The sequence below is a fragment of the uncultured Mailhella sp. genome (genome assembly GCF_963931295.1).
In the GTDB taxonomy this organism is placed as follows: domain Bacteria; phylum Desulfobacterota; class Desulfovibrionia; order Desulfovibrionales; family Desulfovibrionaceae; genus Mailhella.
This window is the reverse complement of sequence record NZ_OZ007001.1, coordinates 510,239-530,900: the sequence shown is the minus strand read 5'-3', so window position 1 is coordinate 530,900 and position 20,662 is coordinate 510,239. Positions and strand designations below refer to the sequence as shown.

Here is a 20,662-nt window from a genome sequence, read left to right as displayed (position 1 = left end):
ATCATGGCGATATATGAACGCATGAAGGTGCAGGGGCGCGGCGGCGCGCTTCCCACGTATCAGGGCCGGGGGGAAAGCTACGTTCCCGGATCTGGAGTCCATGCCCGTGTTTCCGGATCAGACGCCCGCCTGCTTGCGGCCGGCGTGAGGGCGGAATCCGAAGCCCTCGGGAAACTTGGGAAGGCCATCGGGCTTTCTGCCGGGGAAGGACTTTCCGCCTATGAGGATTACAGCAAGACGAAGGCCACGGAGCTTTTCACGAAGTACAGGACGCAGATGCGGCAGAGCCTGTACGGTGAAAACGGTTTCCTGACCAGAGAGGGCGAGGAGGCTTTTACCGCCGACGCCGACGCCAGGGCAAGGAGCCGTGAACTGCGCTCGGAACTTTTAAAGGACATGGAAGGAAGCCTTGCCGAATCCATGTTCAATCGTCTTGCTGATTCGGAAGAAGCTGATTTTTCCCTGAAGGCGCAGGAATACAAGGGAAAGCAGTATCGCGTCTATCAGGACAGGACGGACGCCGCAGCTTTCGAGGAAGCGGCGGAAACGGCCATGCACAGTTACATGAGCCTGCCGGACTTTCAGAAGAACGTGGGACAGGCGCTCTATTATCAGGAGCAGATTCTCCGGCGTGCGGGATATTCCGGCGAGGCCCTTGAGCGCGGGCTCAAAGAGAGAAGCAGCAGGATATTTGCCGGAGCCATCCATCAGGCGCTGGCTTCGGACGACATTTCAGCAGCCAGGAGAATTCTGGCAGAGGGGGGCAGGGTATTTTGTGAAGAGCAAACGCGCATGACGGCCGACGATATGGCAAAGGCTGAAAAGAAGATACGAAACCACGCGGATGCCTTGCAGGCGAAGGCGGATGCGGCGGTGAAGCGTCGCGGGGAAGAAGCCGAAAAGACATTTGTGCAGAGTGCGAGTGCATCCGTCGTTTCGCAGCTTGACCAGTTTCCGGAGGACTGGACCGCAGAGCAGAAAGAAGCAAAGCTCGTGCAGCTCACGGCAGACATTGAAGATCCGAAACGCCGCCGGGCGGTGTGCGCCCTTGTCAGGGCCGATCTGAACGACAGGGAGCTTGTGCGCAAGGCCCGCGTGGTGGACGAGCTCGGAATTCTGGACCGGACCTTCGCCCGGAATCCGAACATGACGACGCTGGAAAAGCTTGCCGCGATACGCACGGGGAATTTTTCGCAGCAGACCAGAAACAGGGCGGAAAGGGAGCTCATGGACGCGGTGGACGGCGGGGACGGCACGGCTCGGTCCTCGGCCGGTCTTGTGGCGTACCGTCGGTGGTTCGATGCCGTGGGCGGCAGGGCCACGGCGAATGAGCAGAAGGCCATGATGTTCGACCTCGGCCTGAACGCCGGGGACAGACGGGCCGCCGAAACCTACAGTGACGTGCGCCTCGCCTATCCGCAGCAGCATGTCTTTTCGCTCATCGACGCCGTGAAGGGGGGACTGGAGGATACTGACAAGAACAGCATTTACGACGCCGTCATTCAGGAAGCGAAGAAAAAGAGCACAGCACTGAGCGACCGGGAGATCAGGGCCGTCATTCGGAACATGACGCCGGCCGCGGCGCCGTGATGGACAGTGTACGTGGACCATGAGTCCTGCCTGACGAGGGACGGACGAGGGGCGTGAAGTCTTCAACCGTGTCCAGTGCGCAGCCGCAGCACGCCGCCATGCGTTGATCCCATACACTTCGCGTTCACGCAGTCTCTGGCTCTCGTGAAGAATGCGTTGATTTCGCCTTTGAAAGGGCTCCGCCTGCCGGTCAGGCCATGAAAGAAGAAAGGGAGCTTTTTCATGGCGGGCATGATGCCCATACGCATTCAAATCACGCTGATTTTTGGCATGCGTCGCGGTCAGGCGCGGCGCGCATCTGCGGCTGCGAAGAGGAGAAGGAATGCTGCCGGGCCTCGCCCCGCGCGCCGACGTTGTGATTTTTATGTCGGAGCAGCGCCTTTTTTGACGTCATGCTTGACAGAACAGGAATGTATCGTTCATGCTGATGTATTGTGTACGCTCCGCCATGGGGACGGCTTTCTGGCCGAAAGGGCGGAGCGGCGTCGAACCAGCCGCATGCGCGGTAAAACTTTTGGAAAGAAGAGCATGAAAAAACTGGCTACTCTCCTTCTGGCGGCAGGCATGACGGCTGCCGCCGCCTCTCCCGCTTCTGCCGTTGACGTCAAAGTGGACGGCCGCTATCAGTTCCAGTTTCAGACCGGTTCCGAAGGCTTCCACGGGCAGAACACCGACTATGCGCTCCAGCGCGTGCGTCTTGGCCTGACCTTCATCGCCAGCGAGAATCTTTCCGGCTACTTCCAGCTTCAGGCCGGAACCCACGACTGGGGCACCGACACCACCGGCAACAGCGTGGACGTAACCATGCGTCAGGCCTACGTCGACTGGACCGTGCCGAGCACCGACATCAAGGTGCGCATGGGCCGTCACGCCTTTGATCTGCCCGCCTACGCGAGCGTTTCGTCCATGATTGCCGATCTCGTGGCCGACGGCGTGGTGGTCTCCGTGCCCTTTGCCGACCGCTACAATGTGACCGGCTTCTGGACCCGCATGGCGAGAGACGCCAACGGCGAGGGCGACGTCACCGACGTCAACGCGCCGAAGTATGATCTGTTCGGTCTGGTGGGCAACGCGTCCTTCGACGGCCTTACCGTGTCCCCGTGGGCGATCTACGGGACCAAGGGCGACGCCACCTACGTGGACGGCACGCGCTTCAGCCCGTCCAATCTGACCGATCAGGGCAACATCAGCGGACAGGGCCGGGCCGACATCGCGATTTTCGGCGCGGGCTTCGAGTGGAAACCCTTTGATCCCGTCACTCTGGCGCTCGACGCGGCCTACGGCTTCGTGAAGTACGACGAATCCGACGATCAGGAAGGCTGGTACGCCGTGGGCAAGGCCGCCTACGCCACGAGCTTCGGCGAACCCACTCTTCTGGCCTGGTACGCTTCCGGCGACAACCGGGGCCGCGACGAGAATTCCGGTCAGATTCCCATCATCTACGGCGACTTCAACGGCACGAGCACCTACTTTGACAACACCTTCGGTCCCGTGGGCGGCCATCGTTACAGCTTCGGCGGCACGTGGGGCGTGAGCGCGCAGATGAACGGCATGTCCTTCATCGACGGGCTGACCCACGATTTCAGCGTGACCTGGTTTGCAGGCACGAACAACAAGTACAACGGCGACTACGGCAGCGGCTACGACTACCTCACCACCGAGGATTCCGCCGTGGAATTCGATCTGCTCTCGACCTACGAGATCTACAAGAATCTGCATGCGGCGCTGGAACTTGCGTACATCATTGAGGATTTTGATACCAATCCCGCGCACGGCCGAGGCGACGAGGACTTCAAGAACGACTGGCGCGCCGCGCTTCATTTTGAATACAAGTTCTAATTCGCCGATGAACGGCTGCGGCGTCCGGGCCGCATGAGAAAACGCGCGGGGGAAACTTCGCGCGTTTTTTCGTGGGCAGTCGGGGGAGGGGAATCAGCGGGCAGTCGCACGGGAGCGGCAGGAGCGCGGAGCGAAGAAGGAGCACGGCGAGAGGAAAGATGGGTGGCAAAGAAACGCGCGCGGGGCGAGGGAAGAGGCGGGGGGATTGCACTCCTGCGGGCCCCCTGGGGTGAGAATGAGAGACGCCTTGCGTGCATTTTCGGCGAGTTGTCGTCGCGTTGCGGAACACTGCGGGGGAGCGGGGCGGCGCGGGGAAGCCGATGGGGAAAGACCGGGAACGCCGTGCAGGCGATGTCCGGCAGAACCTCAGCGCCGGGCAACGCAGAAGCCGCCGCGCCTGGAGTCCACGCTGCCCTTCAAGGCCGAGCTCAGCGCCGGACGCGTGGAAGGCTCGTCGCCCTCGTGAATGCAGCTTTCGGCCTGCCGCTCAGCGCCGGGGAGACGCGGCAAGCCGCGGACAGGCCGGGGCGGAAGCGGATTCCCGGCCATGCCGTCTCTCTCATCTTGCGCCCGCCGCCGGTCTTTCGCGTCATTCGTGGGGGAGGGCGCTCTGTGCTCGGCGTCTCTTCACCATTCATTGCTCCGGCGACGGCCCCTGCTCCGCCGCGCCGCGCTTCGCCGCCCCTCTTTCGCTTCTCCTGATGTCCCTGCCTTGCCCTCGTGTGCCTCTGCTGAGCCTCTTTCCCCGCGCGTCGCCTTTCCTCCGCGCCTGGCTTTCCGAGAAAAATCCGAATTTTTCCAGAGTATTTTGCAGGATTCTCTGCGCCGCAGCCCTCCGCAGATTCCCGCGCCTTGCCTCGCTTTTTTCATCCCCCGCGCGCGTTCCTCGTCGCTCCGGTTGCCCCGTCCATCCCCGCACGCCTCGCCCATCCCTGCCCGGCGTCTTCCCTCGTCCTTCGTCTTCCGCGCCGAGCCCCTTGCCCCGTTTGCCGAAAAGCGTCCGCAGCCGCCGTGCGCGTGGGCAGAAATCATGCGGGTTCAAAGTATTTAATAAAAATGAATTTCTTTTTCAATTAACTTGACAGGCGTACTATTTTGCGCAATTTTTGCTCTGCGTTTGGACGCTTCGCATCAGGGTCGGGCGAGAGCAAAGGTTGGGGACCGGAGACCGTTCCTGCGAAGCGGCGCTGGCAAGACCGCGTGCCGCGGTCAAACATTCGGGAATGCGCGAATGAAAAAACTCATCACTCTTGTCCTGGCCGCCGGTCTCGTCACGGCCGCCACCAGTCCCGCGTCCGCCGTCGATCTCAAAATGGACGGCGAATATCTCTTTCAATTCCAGAGCGGTTCTGAAGGCTTCCACGGCCGAAACACCGACTATGCCGTGCAGCGTCTGCGCCTCGGCATGACCCTGACCGCATCGGAACAGCTTTCCGGCTATTTTCAGCTTCAGGTCGGCGAACACGACTGGGGTTCCGACACCACCGGAAACAACCAGGGCGTGTTCATGCGTCAGGCCTACATCGACTGGGTCGTGCCCGGCACCGAGGTGACCATCCGCATGGGCCGTCACGCCTTCGATCTGCCCGCCTACGCGAGCACCTCGACCATGATCGCCGATCTCGTGGGCGACGGCATTGTGGCGTCCGTGCCGCTCGGCGAGCGTTACAACGTCACCGGCTTCTGGACCAGACTTGCGCGCGAAGCCAACGGACGCGGCGAAAAATCGGAAGTCAACGCGCCGAAGTACGATCTTTTCGGACTCGTGGGCACGGCGAAGTTTGACGGCTTCACGGCGTCGCCCTGGGCGATCTACGGCACGCGCGGCGATTTCGTGAATGAAGAGGGCGTGCGCTACAATCCCGACATCATGACCGAGCAGGGCAATCTCAGCGGTTCGGGCCGGGCCGACATGGCGATATTCGGCGCGGGCTTCGAGTGGAAACCCTTCGATCCCGTCACGCTGGCGCTCGACGCCGCCTACGGCCGCGTGGAATATTCCGCCTCGCCGGATCAGGAAGGCTGGTACGCGGTAGGCAAGGCGGCCTATGCCATGAGCTTCGGCGAGCCGACGCTGCTCGGCTGGTACTCCTCGGGCGACAGGAAGGGCCGCGCCATGAACTCCGGCCAGATACCCATCATTTACGGCGACTTCAACGGCACGAGCACGTATTTCAATGCGGCGTGGGGCATACTCGGCGGGCACAGAAGCAGTTTCGGCGGCACGTGGGGCGTGAGCGCGCAGCTGAACGGCGTATCGTTTCTGGAGAATCTCTCGCACGATTTCAGCGTGACCTACTTTGCAGGCACGAACAGCAAGCATAACGGCGCCTACGGCGACGGCTACGACTACCTCACCACCGAGGATTCCGCCGTGGAATTCAACATGCTTTCGACCTATGAAATTTATAAGAACCTGACGACCGCCCTTGAACTGGCGTACATTGTCGAGGATTTCGACACCTCGGCCGCGCACGGACGCAGCGGTTCCTACAAGGATGACTGGCGCGCGGCGCTTCAGTTCCAGTACGCGTTTTAGACGTCTTGCCTGCTGAAGGCGGGCGGACGCATGGAGCGTTCGGGGTAAGGGACGCGCGGCCGCGTATGCGGTCGCGCGTTTCGTCGTTTCCGGGGGGGGGCGCAGAAGGGGGCGTTGCGTCCTTGAAAGGAAAACTTTATACCACCACACGGCGCGCGCGTTCGCGCCGGCCGTGCGCAGAGCGGAAGGCGCGCCCCACAAGAGATATCATCTGCGGAAAAAGAGGATGCTGAATTATGACCAAGGTATTGAATTCCATCAAACTTGTTCCTGTGCTTTTCGTGCTTGACGTGGCGGTGATGTACGCCTCGCTGACGCTGAGCGGCCTTGCGCTGAACGTGCAGAATGTCGTCTTTCCCTTCACCTATTATTTTCCGGTGTTTCTGGGGCTGAGCATTCTTTACTTTGCGGTGCGCAATTTTTACACCGAGCTGAATTATTTCTTTTTTCTGAACGTGTTTCACTTTGTCGTGCTGAGCAAGGAACTTCCGAGCCTGCTCACGCTGATCACCGTGTAGCGCATTTTCGTCCGGCCCCTCTGCAGGACAGGGCGCGGAACGCTGAACCTGACGACATTTCGTCGGGTGGGCGTTCCGCGTTTTTTTTTGCGGAAGGGGGCGCGCCTTTGGTTTCTGCGTTAAAAAATGAGGCCCGTTTCTCAGCAGGGGGGAGGAGAAACGGGCCCTTTTCCGGCAGAGCCGGAAAACGTCGCAATCGACCTAGTGCCGTCTGTGCAGGAGGTGGCTGACGACAAAAGGACGCGCGGCGATGAGGGCTTCCCAGGTGGGAATCATGGAAATGACCGAGGCCACAAGCATGAGCGCAATGCCGCACCACATGTTTGCCGGAATTTTTTCGCCGAGCACGATCATGGCGAGGATGGGGGCCAGCACGGGCTTGAAGAAGAACACGAGCGAACCCTGCATGGCGGAAGTGGCTTCCATGCCCATGAAGTAGCAGGCGTAGCCGCCGGCGGTGACGAACACGCAGATGTAGAGGAAGTTCAGAATGTTGTGGGAAGTGTAGCCCGAGAAGAAGGGCATGTTGGCGAACATGGGCGCGCCGGCGGCCTGCAGGGCGTCGGCCACGGGTCCGATGTGGCTGATGAGCATGAGCGCGATCATTTCGGCGCTGGCGGCGAGGCAGCTGAAGCAGGTGACGGCCACGCCGGAATACTGGGCGCACTGTTTTTTGCCGAGCACGGCGTAGAGGGCGAAGGTGGCGGCGGAGAGCAGCACGAGCACGATGCCCACGGGATCGGCGCTGGTGTGCAGCGGATCAATGATGATGACGGCGGCCACCACTTCGAGCACGAGAGCGGTGATGTGCTGGGGCCGGATGTCGGCGCGCAGGATGAGGTAGGCGAAGCCGAGCACGAGCACGGGATTGCAGCTGAACAGCACGCTGACCACCGACGCCGGGGCGTAGAGGATGGACACCTGATAGAGCATCATGCTGACCACGAGGCCGACGAAGCCGAGTCCGGCGAAGCCTTTCCAGGCGGCGAGGGTGACGGTGGCTCCGTGCTGACGCAGACCGCGCAGCGCGAAGGGAATGAGCAGCAGACCGCCGATGAGGAAACGGGTGCAGGTGAGCTGCATGGGATTGAAGTCGCTGGCCACGGTTTTCAGCGCGACTTCCATGGAGCTGAAGAACACGGTGGCGAGAAAGATGAAGATGTATCCGCGATTCATGGTAAGAGGTTCCTGCCCGGAGGGCCGTTCCCGGGGCGCGCGTGAACAGTACCGCGCTCCTGACATTTCTTGCCTATAGCAGGGGGCAATGATACGGTAAAATACTCATTTGATATGGTAGGCATATCAAGAACGCATGACAGGGGGGAAATGTGGAACTGAACTGGGAACTTTGCCGCATATTTTATCAGGTGGCGCGCTGTCGGAATTTCAGCCGTGCGGCGGCGATGCTGTTCACGAGTCAGCCTGCGGTGTCGCGTTCGATGGCGGCGCTGGAGCGGGAACTCGGGTGTCGGCTGTTCATACGCAACCGGCGCGGGGTGGAGCTCACGCCCGAGGGGCGGATTTTTTACGCGCATGTGGAAGCGGGCTGCGAGCAGTTCCGGCGGGGGCGCGAGGAACTGGCGCAGGCGGTGGGCTTGCAGTCGGGGAGCATAGCCATAGGGGCGAGCGAGACGGCGCTGCGGGGCTGGGTGCTGTCGCGGCTGGAACGTTTTCACGCGCTCTACCCGGGAGTGAAGCTGCGTATGTACGGAGGCACGTCGTTTGAGGCGATGGAGGAACTCAAGTCCGGAGCCATCGACTTTGCGGTGGCGGCGATTTCGGGCGGGGTGTTCCGCTCGTTGAAGGAAACGCGGCTGTGCGAGTTTCGGGACGTGTTTGTGGCGTCGGAGGCGTTCAGCGATTTGAAGGATCGGTCCGTGCCGCTGGAAGAGGTGATGCGTCGTCCCTTCATCTGTCACAGGCGCGGCACGCTGACGTTCGAGTTCCTGTCGGGAATCTGCAAGGAGCACGGCCTGGACTTTGAACCGGCCATGGAGCCCGAAACGTCGGATCTCGTGCTCGACCTCGTCAGCCACGGCTTCGGCATCGGCTTCGTTCCGGAACAGGCCGCGGAACAGGCGCTGCGCCGCGGCGACGTGTTCGCGCTGAACATCGCGGAAGACATCCCCCCGCGCAGCATCAGCCTCCTCGAATACGAAGGACATACCCTCAGCCTCGCCGCCCGCCGCCTCCGCGACATGCTCACCGAAGACGCCTCCCTCCCCGCCCCCCGCCCCGACGCGTAAAGGCAGGAAAGGCATGCGGGGGAAATAATTCCCCCCGCGCCCCCCTGATTCCGCCGAAGGCTTTGCCGTTCGGCGGGGCGGGAGTGTGCAGGCAAGGTGAGTTGCCGAAGATAGGCGCTTCTCAGGGTAAGCTCAGGACGCGGAAAGTTCTGGCAAACGCCGTTCGGTCTGCGGACGCAGTGCAGGCGTGTCCTGTCGGCCCCGCCTGCGGTGGCCGACATCAGTTCCGACCCCGTCGGAACTGATGTGAGTAAGGAAGGATTTCCAGATGGGGGAAAATAGGCGGAAGGAACGAGGGGAAAAGGTGTCCGGGGTGAGGAGAAACGTTGAGAGCGTAAGAGGGCGCAGAATGGCGGAACGCTGCGGAGCCGGGCGCGGGGAGAGCGCTGAGCGCTGGAGCGTGTCGGGAAGCGGAGAGAGAATTCCGGGGATGGCGGCGGAACAGAACACGGCGGAACGCTGCGGAAGAGGGCCCGTTGTCCGTGCCGCTTTGAGGGGTGGGCGGCTGGGAGCGGCGGCGCGTTCGGGGAGGGGGATCCTTTATTAATGTTGGCGGCGTATGACGCCGAGGATGTTGGGCAGGGGAATGGCGTCTCCGCGGGAGGAAAACATGTAGGATGCGGGCGACATGCCGTTCCAGAGCTGGAAGGATTCGGGCAGACTGAGGAGCAGGGAGGCTTCGCTGCCGCCTTCCACGTACATGGCGCTGTTGAGATTGAGATCGGTGTGAGCCTTGAGGGCTTCCACGAAGTCGTGTACGGAGGCGGGATCGGAGCAGTGGAGGAACAGAATGCGGCCGTTCATGTCTTCGGCAATGGCGGCAATGGCGTGTTCCGGGCCTTTGGCGGGCCATATCTGCTGCGAGTCGGGGCCCATGAGGCGGAAGTTCTGCACCACTATGTCGTAGCGGGGCAGCAGGTTCTGCCAGTCGTCCACGCTGCGGTCGAGCACGGCGGCGCGCGGAAGTCCGTTTTCTCTGGGGCCGGCCACGAAGAACGCGCCGTAGCGGCTCACGATGCGGCTGTTGTTGGTGCGCTCGCCGCTGCGCATGTAGCCGGTGGAGGTCTGCCCGTCCTTGAGGTACATGCTGGCGTTGATGGCTGCGGTGAGTGCCTTGCTGGCGGCCCACTCGCGCATGGTGGGAATGCTTTGCCCCTCCCATCGGGAACTGAACAGACGGAAATCGTATTCGTCGGTATCGAAGCGGAGCACCCGAATCACGATGCGGCGGGAAAATTCGTCGCCCTTGTCTTCCACATAGGCCAGCCTTGCCATGTCCAGCCCCTTTTCCGGACTGAGCCAGATAATCGCGTCGCCCGGGAGCGTAAGGGCAGGCTCGGGTTCTTCCGCGCCGAGCATGGCCGGAAACACGAGCAGAAGCAGAGCGAAGGCTATGGTTCGCAGGGTGTCCATGCCCCTGTTGTAAGCCACTCGCTCCCGATGGGCAAGAAAAACCCTGTGCGTCTTCCCGGCAGGCGGGGGGATTGCTCCGTTATTCCGGCTTGTTGCAACGCGACTTTTTGTCTTGCCCATCGCCCGCATGCCCCGGAGAAAAACAATCGGCTTCCGTGTTTCTCCCCCGGCGCTGAGGCCGGGCGCGCGTTTTTCCCGCGCGGGAAGGGCGACTTTCTGTGCCTCGGCGCGGTCCGGGGCCTCTTCCGGGCCGTGGCGTGGGGGGGCGCGCGTCCCTCGCCGTGGAGAATAGGAGAGTCTCCCGGCAGTGGAGAGGCAAAGCTTTGGAGCTTCCCTTCATTCGGGCGCAGAACTCTGCGGAGACGCCTGCCTCGGGGGCGGCCTCGGCGAGTTGTCGGCAGCGGCGCAGCGCAGTCCCGCGGCGGCAGGGGAACCTCTCTCCGTTTTTCCCCCTTGCCGCGGGGAATTCGGCGCACGGCCCGGTGCGGAGCGCGGCACTTGACGACCGGGCGTATTTGTCCTACGCCCATATTTTTACGGCGCCGGAAAGCGAGTCTTTCGTTGCGGCCTTTTCAGGAGGCTGAGCGCTGCCGAATACATGCAAGAGGGCAGAGCCCCTGCCAGATAACGGAGTGTCTTTTGGAAGCACAGAAGAAAGCCCGCAAGCCCATCAAGCTTGCCACGAAGTCGGAACATGCGGCCTATTTCATGCCCATGCTGGAGAATTTCGCCGATCACGGCGAACTGAACGAAGTTGTAAAGAACTGCGTGGGCAAGGCCTGCGATCTTCTGGATGCGGGCATTCCGCTGTATCCCAACGATTTCAAGCGAAAGCAGAACGCCGGAGACGTGTGCGCGGCCTACGCCGACATGAGCGGCGAGGAGCTTGAGGCGCTGAACGAGGAATTTGCCATTGCCGGACGCATGATGTCGTCGCGTTCCTTCGGCAAGGTGATCTTCTTCCACGTCATGGATCGCAGCGGCCGCATTCAGTGCTACGCCGAAAAGAGCGTGCTCGGCGACGAAGCGTTTTCGGCCTTCAAGAAGCTCGACGTGGGCGACATCGTGGGCGTGACCGGTCATCTTTTCCGCACCAAGACCGGCGAACTCACCCTGCGCTGCACGAGCGTGCGGCTTCTCAGCAAGGCGTTCCGCGCGCTGCCCGACAAGCACAGCGGCCTCACCGACGTGGAATCCCGTTATCGTCAGCGCTACGTCGACCTTGTGATGAATCCCCGCACGCGCGAGATATTCCGCAAGCGTTCGCTCATCGTGCGCGAGTTCCGCCGCTTCATGGAAGAGCGCGGCTTCATGGAAGTGGAAACCCCCATGCTGCACGCTCTGGCGGGCGGCGCGGCGGCCAAGCCCTTCGTGACGCATCACAACGCGCTCGACATCGATCTTTATATGCGCATCGCGCCCGAGCTCTATCTCAAGCGCCTCATCGTGGGCGGCCTGGAACGCGTGTTTGAAATCAACCGCTGCTTCCGCAACGAAGGCATCGACACCCGTCACAATCCCGAGTTCACCACCTGCGAGTTCTACTGGTCCTACGCCACGTTCGAGGATCTCATGGACCTCACCGAAGAGCTGTTTGCGCACATCGCCACGAAGGTGTGCGGCAGCCCGGTGATCACCTATCAGGGAAAGGAAGTGGATCTCACTCCCGGCCGCTGGGCGCGCATGACCTATCACGAGGCGCTCGAAAAGGTGGGCGGTCACAGGCCCGAGTTCTACAACGACATGGAAGCCGTGCGCGCCTATCTCACCTCGCGCGGTGAAAAGTTCATGGAAAGCGAGGGAATAGGCAAGCTGCAGTCGCGTCTTTTCGACCTTGACGTGGAAGAGAAGCTCGTTCAGCCCACCTTCATTTATGCCTATCCTGCGGAAATTTCGCCGCTGGCCCGCCGCAACGACAAGAACCCCGACATCACCGACCGCTTTGAGATCTTCATCTGCGGCTGCGAATACGGCAACGCCTTCTCCGAGCTCAACGATCCCGTGGATCAGCGTCTGCGCTTCGAGGCGCAGGTGGAAGCCAAGGCCGCGGGCGACGACGAAGCCTGCCCGCTCGACAACGACTATCTGCGCGCGCTCGAATACGGCATGCCGCCCACCGCGGGCGAAGGCGTGGGCATCGACCGTCTGACCATGCTGCTTACCGACGAATCCACCATCCGCGAGGTGCTGCTCTTCCCGCTGCTGCGCCCCGAGGTGTAGTCTTTCGGGAACAACGCCCCGGCGATTCGCCGGGGCTTCCATGAAAGGGGAATCTATGTCGTATTCGCTGTTCATTGCTTCGCGGTATCTCACTTCGCGCAGCAAGCGCACGTTCATTTCCATCATTTCGTTCATGTCGGTGCTCGGCGTGGCCATCGGCGTGGCGGCGCTCGTCATTGTCATGAGCGTGTACAACGGCGTTACCGAGGAAATGCGCGAGAAGATTCTCGGCGCGAATCCGCACGTCATGGTCATGGCCACGCAGGCCGGAGCCTTCGGCCCCGAGGCGGCCAGGGGCGAAGGCGAGGTGATCGAGCGCATACGCGAGACTCCGGGCGTGGTGTCGGCCACGCCGTTTCTGTACGCCGAAGTGCTGCTTTCCACGCCGCAGGGAGCCACCGGCCTTGTGGTGCGCGGCATTGATCCCGTGTCGGCGGGCGAGTCCATGCCGCTTCTGCATCATCTGGAGAGCGGCAGCGTCGAGGATCTCGTGCGCGAGTCCGGCCCCGCGGGCATGATCGTGGGTCACGATCTGGCGCGGCGCTTCAATCTGCGCGTGGGCAGCAGGGTGAACCTCATGTCTCCGGCAGGGCAGCGCACCACGGCGGGCTTTGTGCCCAAGCTGCGCTCGTTCCGGGTGGTGGGCGTGTTCAAGTCCGGCATGTCGGATTTCGACAGCCGCCTCGCCTATGTTTCCCTGGGCGCGGCGCAGGATCTCATGGGCTATCCCGATGGGCACGTCTCCGGCGTGGAAGCCTTCGTGAAGAATCCCTACGACGCCCGCGACATCGCCAGGGACGTGGCCGAACGCCTCGGCCCTCCCTTCTATTCCCGCAACTGGATCGACATGAACGCCAATCTTTTTGCGGCGCTTCAGCTTGAGCGCTTCGGCATGTTCATCGTGCTGCTCATGGTCATTTTGGTGGGCTCGTTTTCCATCATCACGTCGCTGGTCATGCTGGTCATGGAAAAGACCAAGGATATCGCCATCTTGATGTCCATGGGAGCCACGGCGGCGGGCGTGCGGCGCATCTTCATGTTTCAGGGAGCCATCATCGGGGCTGTTGGCACATCCATAGGTTATGTGCTAGGAATCGTGCTGGCGCTGCTCCTCAAGAAGTATCAGTTCATCGAGCTGCCTCCCGGCGTGTACATGATGGACACCCTGCCGGTCATCATCGACCCGGTGGATCTTCTCGTCATCGGAGCGGTGTCCATGCTGCTGTGTTTCGTGGCCACCATCTATCCCGCCAGGCAGGCGGCCCGTCTCGTGCCTGCCGAGGCCCTTCGCTATGAATAACGACGTTCTCGCTCCCATCGACTTTTCGGATCATCCTCTCTACCAGGTGCGCCACGCGCAGAAAACCGTGGAGAGCCCGGCCGGCGAACTGACCATTCTGCGCGACGTGAGCTTCGACGTGAAGGCGGGTGAGGCGCTGGCCATCGTGGGCTCGTCGGGTTCGGGCAAGTCCACGCTGCTGCACATTCTGGGCACGCTCGACCGCGCCACCGGCGGCAGCGTGCTTTTCGAGGGGCGCGATCTTTCGGCCCTCACCCCGCAGGAAGCGGCGCAGTTCCGCAATCGGGAACTGGGCTTCGTTTTTCAGTTTCATCATCTTCTGCCGGAATTCACCACGGTGGAAAACGTGGCCATGCAGGCCATCATAGCGGGCATGCCGCGGCGCGAGGCGCTGGAACGCGCCGCCGAAGCGCTGGAGCGGGTGGGGCTTGCCGAACGGCTGAACCATCACGTGACCACGCTTTCGGGCGGCGAGCGGCAGCGCGCGGCCATAGCGCGGGCCACGCTTTTGTGCCCCAAGGTGCTGCTGGCCGACGAGCCCACCGGCAATCTGGATGAAAAAACGGGCGCCCGCGTGGCGGACGTGCTGAAAAAACTCAATCGCGACATGGGCATGACCCTTGTCATCGTGACGCATAACCGGGAACTTGCGGACAATATGGACCGCAGCCTTGAACTGAGATCGGGAGAGCTCTATGCGCAAGATTCTTTCTAGTCTGGCCTGTGCCGTGGCCTGCCTTCTTGTGTGGGCGGGCCTTGCGGACGCGGCCCAAACCCGTGTGCTGGTGTTGCCTTTCGCCGTCAATGCTCCGTCGGCGCAGGCGCAGCTTGCCCGAGATCTGCCCTCGCTGGTGCGTCAGGGATTCGAGGCGCACGGCATTGCGGTCATACCCACGTCGGCGTCGGGCAAGAGCGCGTCGTCCACGGTGGCGAGCGCCAAGCAGCGCGCGCGTTCGGCGCGTGCGGGCTACGCCGTGTACGGCAGCCTGAGCCAGGTCGGCGAACATTTCAGTCTCGACATGCAGCTTGTGCCGGCCTCGGCGTCGGGTTCGCGGGCGTATCACATGGAAGGCGCCAGTCTTCTTGAGCTTCAGCCTGCGGTGAACAGCCTTGTGGGCCAGATGGTGATTGATCTGGATTCCGCCTCTCCCGTTCGCACGGCGGCCAAGGCGTCGCGCGGCGGCATTGCGGACATTCAGGTGCGCGGCCTCAAGTTCATCGACAAGGACAGAGTGCTTGTGCGCGTAGGCTCCCGCACGGGCGATCCTGTGGATGAGGACCGCGTGGACGAAGACGTGCGCAACATCTGGGATCTGGGCTACTTCAACGACGTGAGCGCCGACGTGGAAAACACTGGCGCGGGCCCGGTGCTGGTGTTCACGGTGGCGGAAAAGCCGCGCATTGAAGAGGTGCGCGTGGAAGGTTCCGAAGCCGTGAAGATAGGCGACATTACCGAAGCGATGTCCACGCACACCGACTCCGTGCTCAACGAGAAGGTGCTTGCGGAAGACCTGCAGAAGGTGACGGATCTTTATCACAAGCAGGGCTTTTACCTGGCGCAGGTGACCTACGAAGTGCAGCCGCGCGCCGACGGCGCGGCCGCGGTGCTGGTGCTGCACGTGAACGAAGGCAGCAAGCTCTATATTAAGGAAGTGGCCATCGAGGGCCTCAAGGAAATTTCTCCCGACGACGTGAAGGACTTCCTTTCTCTGAAGGAGCGCGGTCTGCTTTCGTGGTTCACGGGCACGGGCGTGCTCAAGGACGATCTGCTGGAACGCGACTCGCAGGCCATCCGAGCGTATTTCATGAAGCACGGCTACGTGGACGGTCAGGTGGCGGCCCCCGAAGTGCAGTACGACGACGACGGCATCCGGGTGATCTTCCGGGTGCGCGAGGGCGTGCACTACAAGGTGGGCGACGTGATTCTTCAGGGCGATCTCATCGACACGGAAGACCGCATCCGCGAGCAGATCGCCATGGACGAGCATCAGGCCGCGGGCGACTATTTTGACGTGGAAGTGCTTCAGAACGACGTGAAGGCGCTCACGGACTTTTACAGCGACTACGGCTACGCCTTTGCGAACATCGATGTGGATCCGCGTCCGCGTCCGGAAGCGGGCGTGGTGGACGTGGTGTACACGGTCAAGCCCGGGGAACGTCAGTACATCCGCCGCGTGGAGGTGGAAGGCAACGACCGCACCCGCGACAACGTCATCCTGCGTGAAATGCGTCTGGCCGACGGACAGCAGTTCAGCGGCGCAAAGATGCGTCGTTCTGCGCAGCGCCTTGAAAAGACCAGGTATTTCAGTGAAGTGAATCCCACGGTGGTGCCCACGGGCACGCCCGGCGAAGTGGATTTGAAAATGGGCGTGAAGGAAACCGAAACCGGCGTGGTGAGCGTGGGTTTCGGCTACTCCACCTACGACAAGTTCGGCGTGATGGCGTCCATCACGGAGAATAACCTGTTCGGACGCGGCTACACGCTGGGACTGTCGGCGTACACGTCTGCGAGCGAGCGCTACCTTGAAGCGTCCTTCGTGAACCCGCGCGTGTTCGACACCTACTGGGGCTTCTCCATCAGCCCGTACACCATCGACGAGGAATGGTCGTACTTCTACAAGCGTTCCACGGGTGTGCGTCTCGGCCTGTTCCATCCCATCGGCGAATACACGAACGTGCATTTCGGCTACAAGTTCGAGCGTTACAACCTGTATCACATGTCGGACAACGCTTCGCAGATCATTCAGGCGTACCGCGGCAAGCACTGGGCGAGCACGGTGTCCATGGGCGTTTCGCGCGACACCACCAACCGTTCGACGTTCCCCACGGAAGGCACGCGCGTGTCTCTGAACATGCAGTACGGCGGCCCCTGGACCGGCAGCGACGACAGCTTCTTCAAGCCGATTCTTGAGGCGGGCTTCTACTACGGTCTGAACGACACCAACATTCTGCACGTGCGCGGCCGCGTGGGCGCGGTGTACAAGGCCGACGGCGACAAGACCATCCCCGTGTTCGAGCGCTTCTGGATAGGCGGCATCCGCAGCATCCGCGGCTACTCCTACGACGACATCTCGCCGCGGGATCCGAGAACGGGTGAAACCATCGGTTCCGACCGCATGGGCTACGCGAACTTTGAATACATCTGGGTGGTGAAGCCGGATCTGGGCCTGGCCTTCGTGCCGTTCTACGACATCGGCTTCAACACGGACAGCGCGCAGACTTCGAGCGTGTTCGACAAGGTGTATTCGTCTGCGGGTCTGGAAGTGCGCTGGCGTTCGCCGATGGGCGATCTGCGCTTTGCCTACGGCTATCCGCTTTCCGAGAACGCGGACGGCACCAGACGCCACAGCGGCCGGTTTGAGTTCTCGATGGGTCAGGCCTTCTAGGCGGGATTCTTCGGGGCGATCGGCGGACGCTTTTTGCGCCGCGATTGCCGCATGACCATCAACGGGGGGAGGGGCAACCTTCCCCCTTTTGCGTAGAACGGTGGAACGGCGATAGAGACGCCGCAGAACCGGAGCAGGGCGGCGAGCACGCCGAAACGGCGGAAGACGACGCCTTCCCGCGGGAAAGGGCGGGCGTCCGGAAAGAGCAGGGCGGCGGGGGAACGCTCCCGTGTCCGGCAGCCCCGGCGGAATCCGGAATCGGCGCGTCGTGAGCTTGCTCCCCGGGCTTTGAGCGCTTCGCCGTTGTGCAGCACATCCCGTGCTGACCGGTGTTTTCCCGGCGGTCGCCCGACGCCGGGCCTGCCCGACGGGGAATGGTCGCTCCGTTGGTCGCCGTGAAGCCGTTCGACCGCCGCGAGTCCTTGTCTGTTGCCCGGGATGTCGTTCCCGGCTTCGGATGTCGTCCGCAGTCCTTCCGGTGCAGGACGCCCGCGCCCCGAGGGCCGGACGTGTCCCGAATCCGGACGCGCGGAGCTTCCGCACTCTGAGCCCGGCGTCGCTCCCGGCTTCGGATGTCGCCTCTTCCTGCGGGGCGTCTCAGTTTTCCCCGGATGTCGCCTCTTCCTGCGTCTCATTCTCATTTTTCCGGGCTTCGCGCCCCCCAAGCGTCTTTCACTCCAACCCGCGCACCGCGCACTCATCTTCCATGAAATACGATGCCATTATTTTTGATCTGGACGGCACGCTGCTCGATACTCTCGAAGACCTTGCCGACGCCGTAAATCACGCCCTGTCCGGCTGCACGACTGTCCGCCGCAGCATCGACGAGGTGCGCTCCTTCGTGGGCAACGGCGTGCGCACCCTCATGATCCGCGCCCTGCCCGGCGGCGAGGAGAGCCCGTACTTTGAACAGGCCTTTGCGGCCTTCCGTGAATACTACGCCGCCCATTGCCGCGATCATACCCGCGCCTATCCGCAGATTCCGGAACTGCTGAACGAACTTTCCGCGCGCGGCGTGAAACTCGGCATCGTGTCCAACAAGTCCGACAAAGAGGTCAAGGAGCTGAATCGCGCCTTCTTCGGCGGACTCTTCCCCGCCGCCCTCGGCGAACGCCCCGGCGTGCGCCGCAAGCCCGAACCCGACAGCCTCCTCGAAGCCATGAAGGAACTCTGCGTCGATAAAAGCCGCACCCTCTACGTCGGCGACTCCGACGTCGATATCCGCACCGCCGCCAACGCCGGCGTCCCCTGCGTCTCCGTCACCTGGGGCTTCCGCACCGAAGACTTCCTCCGCGCCTCCGGAGCCTCCGCCGTCATCCACTCCCCCCTCGATCTCCTTGATTTGCTGTAAAGGCAGAAAAGGCAGGAAAGACAGGAAAGGCATGCGGGGGAAATAATTCCCCCCGCGCCCCCCTGATTCTGCCTCCCGGCTTCGCCGGTTCGGCAGGACAGGGGGAACGGGAAAATTATGCCCGAAGCTATGGGCGAAGGGGGCGTGCCTGCCGGAAGGCCGTTTCTCAATGCTCGGGGGCCCGCGACCTGTCTTCAGACGGTCGCGCCGACGGGCATAAGTAGGCGGGATTCACTCCCGCCGTTAAACGCCATGCCCGTCTTCGCAGGCCGTACAGTGTGTCTTGCGCAAACGGGCCTGCGTACTCGTCGGGAGACTGCGGATGGCGGAGTGCTTGGCAGGCTCCGTTCGGTCTGCGGACTCAGTGCAGGTGTGCGCTGCTGCGCCCACCTGCGGTGGCCGACGCCTGTCCGGCCTGCGCCGGGCAGGCGTGTCAGAGGAAAGGGTTTCCAGAGGTTTTTGGGAGAGGGAACAGTAAGGGCCGCCCATGCAGGCCGAAAGTGTTCTTTCAACGCCTAGTCCCGGGCGACATTGGGAGCCTGCTCCAGATATTGGGGGAGAACAGTAACGGGCTGCATGCGACGGAGCAGGGGCCTGCGCTCCGACTTTACGCAGACGGAAAAAACATGGTATCAGACACAAAGGAACCTTTTCCGCCATGCGCGGTCATTTTTCCGGAGTGCGTACCATGAAGCAAAACAACGGAAATCCGAAACCGGTCCCCGGGCAAACGCTCTTCACCAGAAATTTCATTCTGATCTGTCTGGCCAATCTCTGCACCTGCATGGCGGGATATTCCATCATGCCCGTGTTGCCGCTTTATCTCATGGACGTGCTGCACTGTCAGAAATCCGTCATGGGCGTGGCCATGGCCGTATTTCCTCTGGTGGCTCTGCTGTTCCGGCCGTTTTCCGGCGTCATTGCCGACAGGTTCGACAGACGGCACGTACTCATTTTTTCCACGCTTTCCTGTGTGGTCTGCTTTCCGCTCTGCCTTGCGGCTTCGGGCGTGCTGGTCTTCATGCTTGTCCGGCTCACGCACGGCCTGGTCTTTTCCTCCATGACCACCTCGCAGGCCACGCTTGCCGTGGACTTCATGCCCGAGGGCAAAATGGGCACAGGCATCGGCATTTTCAGCAGCACCGTGTCGCTCGGCATGATTTTCGGCCCCATGCTCGGCCTCTCTGCGGCCGCCTTTTCCTATGCCGCGGCCTTCTGGGTTCCGGCGGGATTCGCGTTTGCGGGAGCCGTGTTTCAACTGCTCCTGCGCCCGCGAAAGCAAATCGTCATACGGCAAAAGAAGCTCTCGCCCGACATGTTCTTCATGAAGGAGGGAGCCTTCGCCCTTCTCGCGCTGCTCATCGCCTCTTTTATGCAGGGCATGATTACCAACTACCTTTCCGTGCTCGCCAGAGAAAACGGCCTTGCCGACTACGCCAGCCTCTATTTCCTGTTCATGGGCCTGGGACTTATGGGCAGCCGACTCTTTTCCGGGTACATCGTCGATCACGGCTTCATTGCGCAGCTTATCTGCTTCTCCGAACTCGCGACCCTGGGCGGAGCCATGCTGCTTTCCTGCACAGCGTCGCCCATAGTGTTCGTGCTCTGCGGCGCGTGGCTCGGCATCTCGCTGGGCGCGCTCATGCCGAGCTTTCAGACCATTCTCATGTCCCTTGCCGACAAGTCCCGGCGCGGCGTGGCAAGTTCCATGTACTTCATCGGCATGGACGGCGGCCTTTTCCTCGCCCTCTTGAGCGGCGGCGTCGTTGCCGACGTCCTGGGCATGGACGCCGCCTATCGCGTGGGCGCGCTGGGACAGCTCGCCTCCCTTGCCATCTTCCTGAAACTCGTTCTTCCCCAGCTGCGTCGCCGCAATTCACACGTTTGACGAGCGCCCGGCTTTCGCCGCATCCCGTTTGCGCAATTCACACGTTACGACCTGCACCACTTGCACGGCGGCTGCGCTTGACGCCGGAAGTGAGTCCCGGCTGCTTGCCTGCCGTCGGCCGGATTCCTGATGTCGCCCGCGTTCCCCAGAGCGTTGATAGAGGGTTTTCCGGTCTGCATGGGCGAACCTGCCCTCAATTCTTCCCTCAACATCTGGAAATCCCTTCCTTTCTCACACTGATTCCGGCGTGTCCGGAATCAGTGTCGGCCACCGCAGGTGGGCGCGAAAGAGCACACCTGCACTGAGACCGCGGCCCGAACCGCCCCAGCCAGGCAACCATCCCTCGCAGTCCCTGCCTTTCCGAACGCCCGC

14 protein-coding genes are annotated in these 20,662 nt (G+C 62.1%); 11 read left to right on the top strand and 3 right to left on the bottom strand.

From position 1 onward, the window contains the following. Nucleotides 1-3 precede the first annotated feature (3 nt). Nucleotides 4-1,590: a hypothetical protein gene (locus ABGT79_RS02075; protein ID WP_346664787.1), complete on the top strand. Its 1,587-nt coding sequence runs from the start codon at nt 4-6 to the stop codon at nt 1,588-1,590. A gap of 62 nt (nt 1,591-1,652) precedes the next feature. Here ABGT79_RS02075 and ABGT79_RS02070 read toward each other — a convergent pair whose 3' ends face one another. Beyond that, on the bottom strand, nt 1,653-1,832 hold the full coding sequence (locus ABGT79_RS02070) for a hypothetical protein (protein ID WP_346664786.1): 180 nt from the start codon (nt 1,830-1,832) through the stop codon (nt 1,653-1,655). A 286-nt stretch (nt 1,833-2,118) separates the two neighbouring features. Between ABGT79_RS02070 and ABGT79_RS02065 the strand changes: the two genes are divergently transcribed. From ABGT79_RS02065 to ABGT79_RS02055, 3 genes are all read left to right on the top strand, one after another. Beyond that, on the top strand, nt 2,119-3,429 hold the full coding sequence (locus ABGT79_RS02065; protein WP_346664785.1) for an outer membrane homotrimeric porin: 1,311 nt from the start codon (nt 2,119-2,121) through the stop codon (nt 3,427-3,429). A gap of 1,231 nt (nt 3,430-4,660) precedes the next feature. Continuing rightward, nucleotides 4,661-5,968, top strand: coding sequence for an outer membrane homotrimeric porin (locus tag ABGT79_RS02060; protein ID WP_346664784.1), 1,308 nt, complete (start codon nt 4,661-4,663; stop codon nt 5,966-5,968). 236 nt (nt 5,969-6,204) lie between these two features. Continuing rightward, entirely contained in the window at nt 6,205-6,486 is a 282-nt protein-coding gene (locus ABGT79_RS02055) for a hypothetical protein (RefSeq protein WP_346664783.1), read from the top strand. 201 nt (nt 6,487-6,687) lie between these two features. Here the strand turns inward: ABGT79_RS02055 and ABGT79_RS02050 are convergent, their stop codons facing one another. Then, on the bottom strand, nt 6,688-7,662 hold the full coding sequence (locus ABGT79_RS02050; protein WP_346664782.1) for a DMT family transporter: 975 nt from the start codon (nt 7,660-7,662) through the stop codon (nt 6,688-6,690). A gap of 152 nt (nt 7,663-7,814) precedes the next feature. On the opposite strand from ABGT79_RS02050, the gene ABGT79_RS02045 reads away from it, so the two are divergent. Further along, entirely contained in the window at nt 7,815-8,732 is a 918-nt protein-coding gene (locus ABGT79_RS02045; RefSeq protein WP_346664781.1) for a LysR family transcriptional regulator, read from the top strand. Between the two features lie 543 nt (nt 8,733-9,275). Here ABGT79_RS02045 and ABGT79_RS02040 read toward each other — a convergent pair. Then, on the bottom strand, nt 9,276-10,145 hold the full coding sequence (locus ABGT79_RS02040; RefSeq protein WP_346664780.1) for a phosphodiester glycosidase family protein: 870 nt from the start codon (nt 10,143-10,145) through the stop codon (nt 9,276-9,278). A gap of 714 nt (nt 10,146-10,859) precedes the next feature. On the opposite strand from ABGT79_RS02040, the gene lysS reads away from it, so the two are divergent. The 6 genes from lysS to ABGT79_RS02010 all read left to right on the top strand — a co-directional run bounded on the left by lysS (nt 10,860) and on the right by ABGT79_RS02010 (nt 20,290). Beyond that, a complete protein-coding gene (lysS, locus tag ABGT79_RS02035) occupies nt 10,860-12,365 on the top strand; it encodes a lysine--tRNA ligase (protein ID WP_346666643.1) in 1,506 nt (501 codons plus the stop codon). Nucleotides 12,366-12,420: 55 nt separating this feature from the next. After that, nucleotides 12,421-13,665, top strand: coding sequence for a lipoprotein-releasing ABC transporter permease subunit (locus tag ABGT79_RS02030; RefSeq protein ID WP_346664779.1), 1,245 nt, complete (start codon nt 12,421-12,423; stop codon nt 13,663-13,665). Next, complete coding sequence (locus tag ABGT79_RS02025; protein ID WP_346664778.1) at nt 13,658-14,380, top strand: ABC transporter ATP-binding protein; 723 nt, start codon at nt 13,658-13,660, stop codon at nt 14,378-14,380. The genes ABGT79_RS02030 and ABGT79_RS02025 overlap by 8 nt, the downstream gene beginning before the upstream one ends. Further along, nucleotides 14,361-17,051: an outer membrane protein assembly factor BamA gene (gene bamA, locus ABGT79_RS02020; RefSeq protein ID WP_346664777.1), complete on the top strand. Its 2,691-nt coding sequence runs from the start codon at nt 14,361-14,363 to the stop codon at nt 17,049-17,051. The genes ABGT79_RS02025 and bamA overlap by 20 nt, the downstream gene beginning before the upstream one ends. Nucleotides 17,052-17,757: 706 nt before the next feature. Beyond that, a complete protein-coding gene (locus tag ABGT79_RS02015) occupies nt 17,758-18,402 on the top strand; it encodes an HAD-IIIA family hydrolase (protein ID WP_346664776.1) in 645 nt (214 codons plus the stop codon). A gap of 688 nt (nt 18,403-19,090) precedes the next feature. Continuing rightward, nucleotides 19,091-20,290 (top strand): MFS transporter, encoded by a 1,200-nt coding sequence (locus ABGT79_RS02010; RefSeq protein ID WP_346664775.1) that lies wholly within the window; start codon nt 19,091-19,093, stop codon nt 20,288-20,290. The last annotated feature ends 372 nt before the right edge of the window (nt 20,291-20,662 follow it).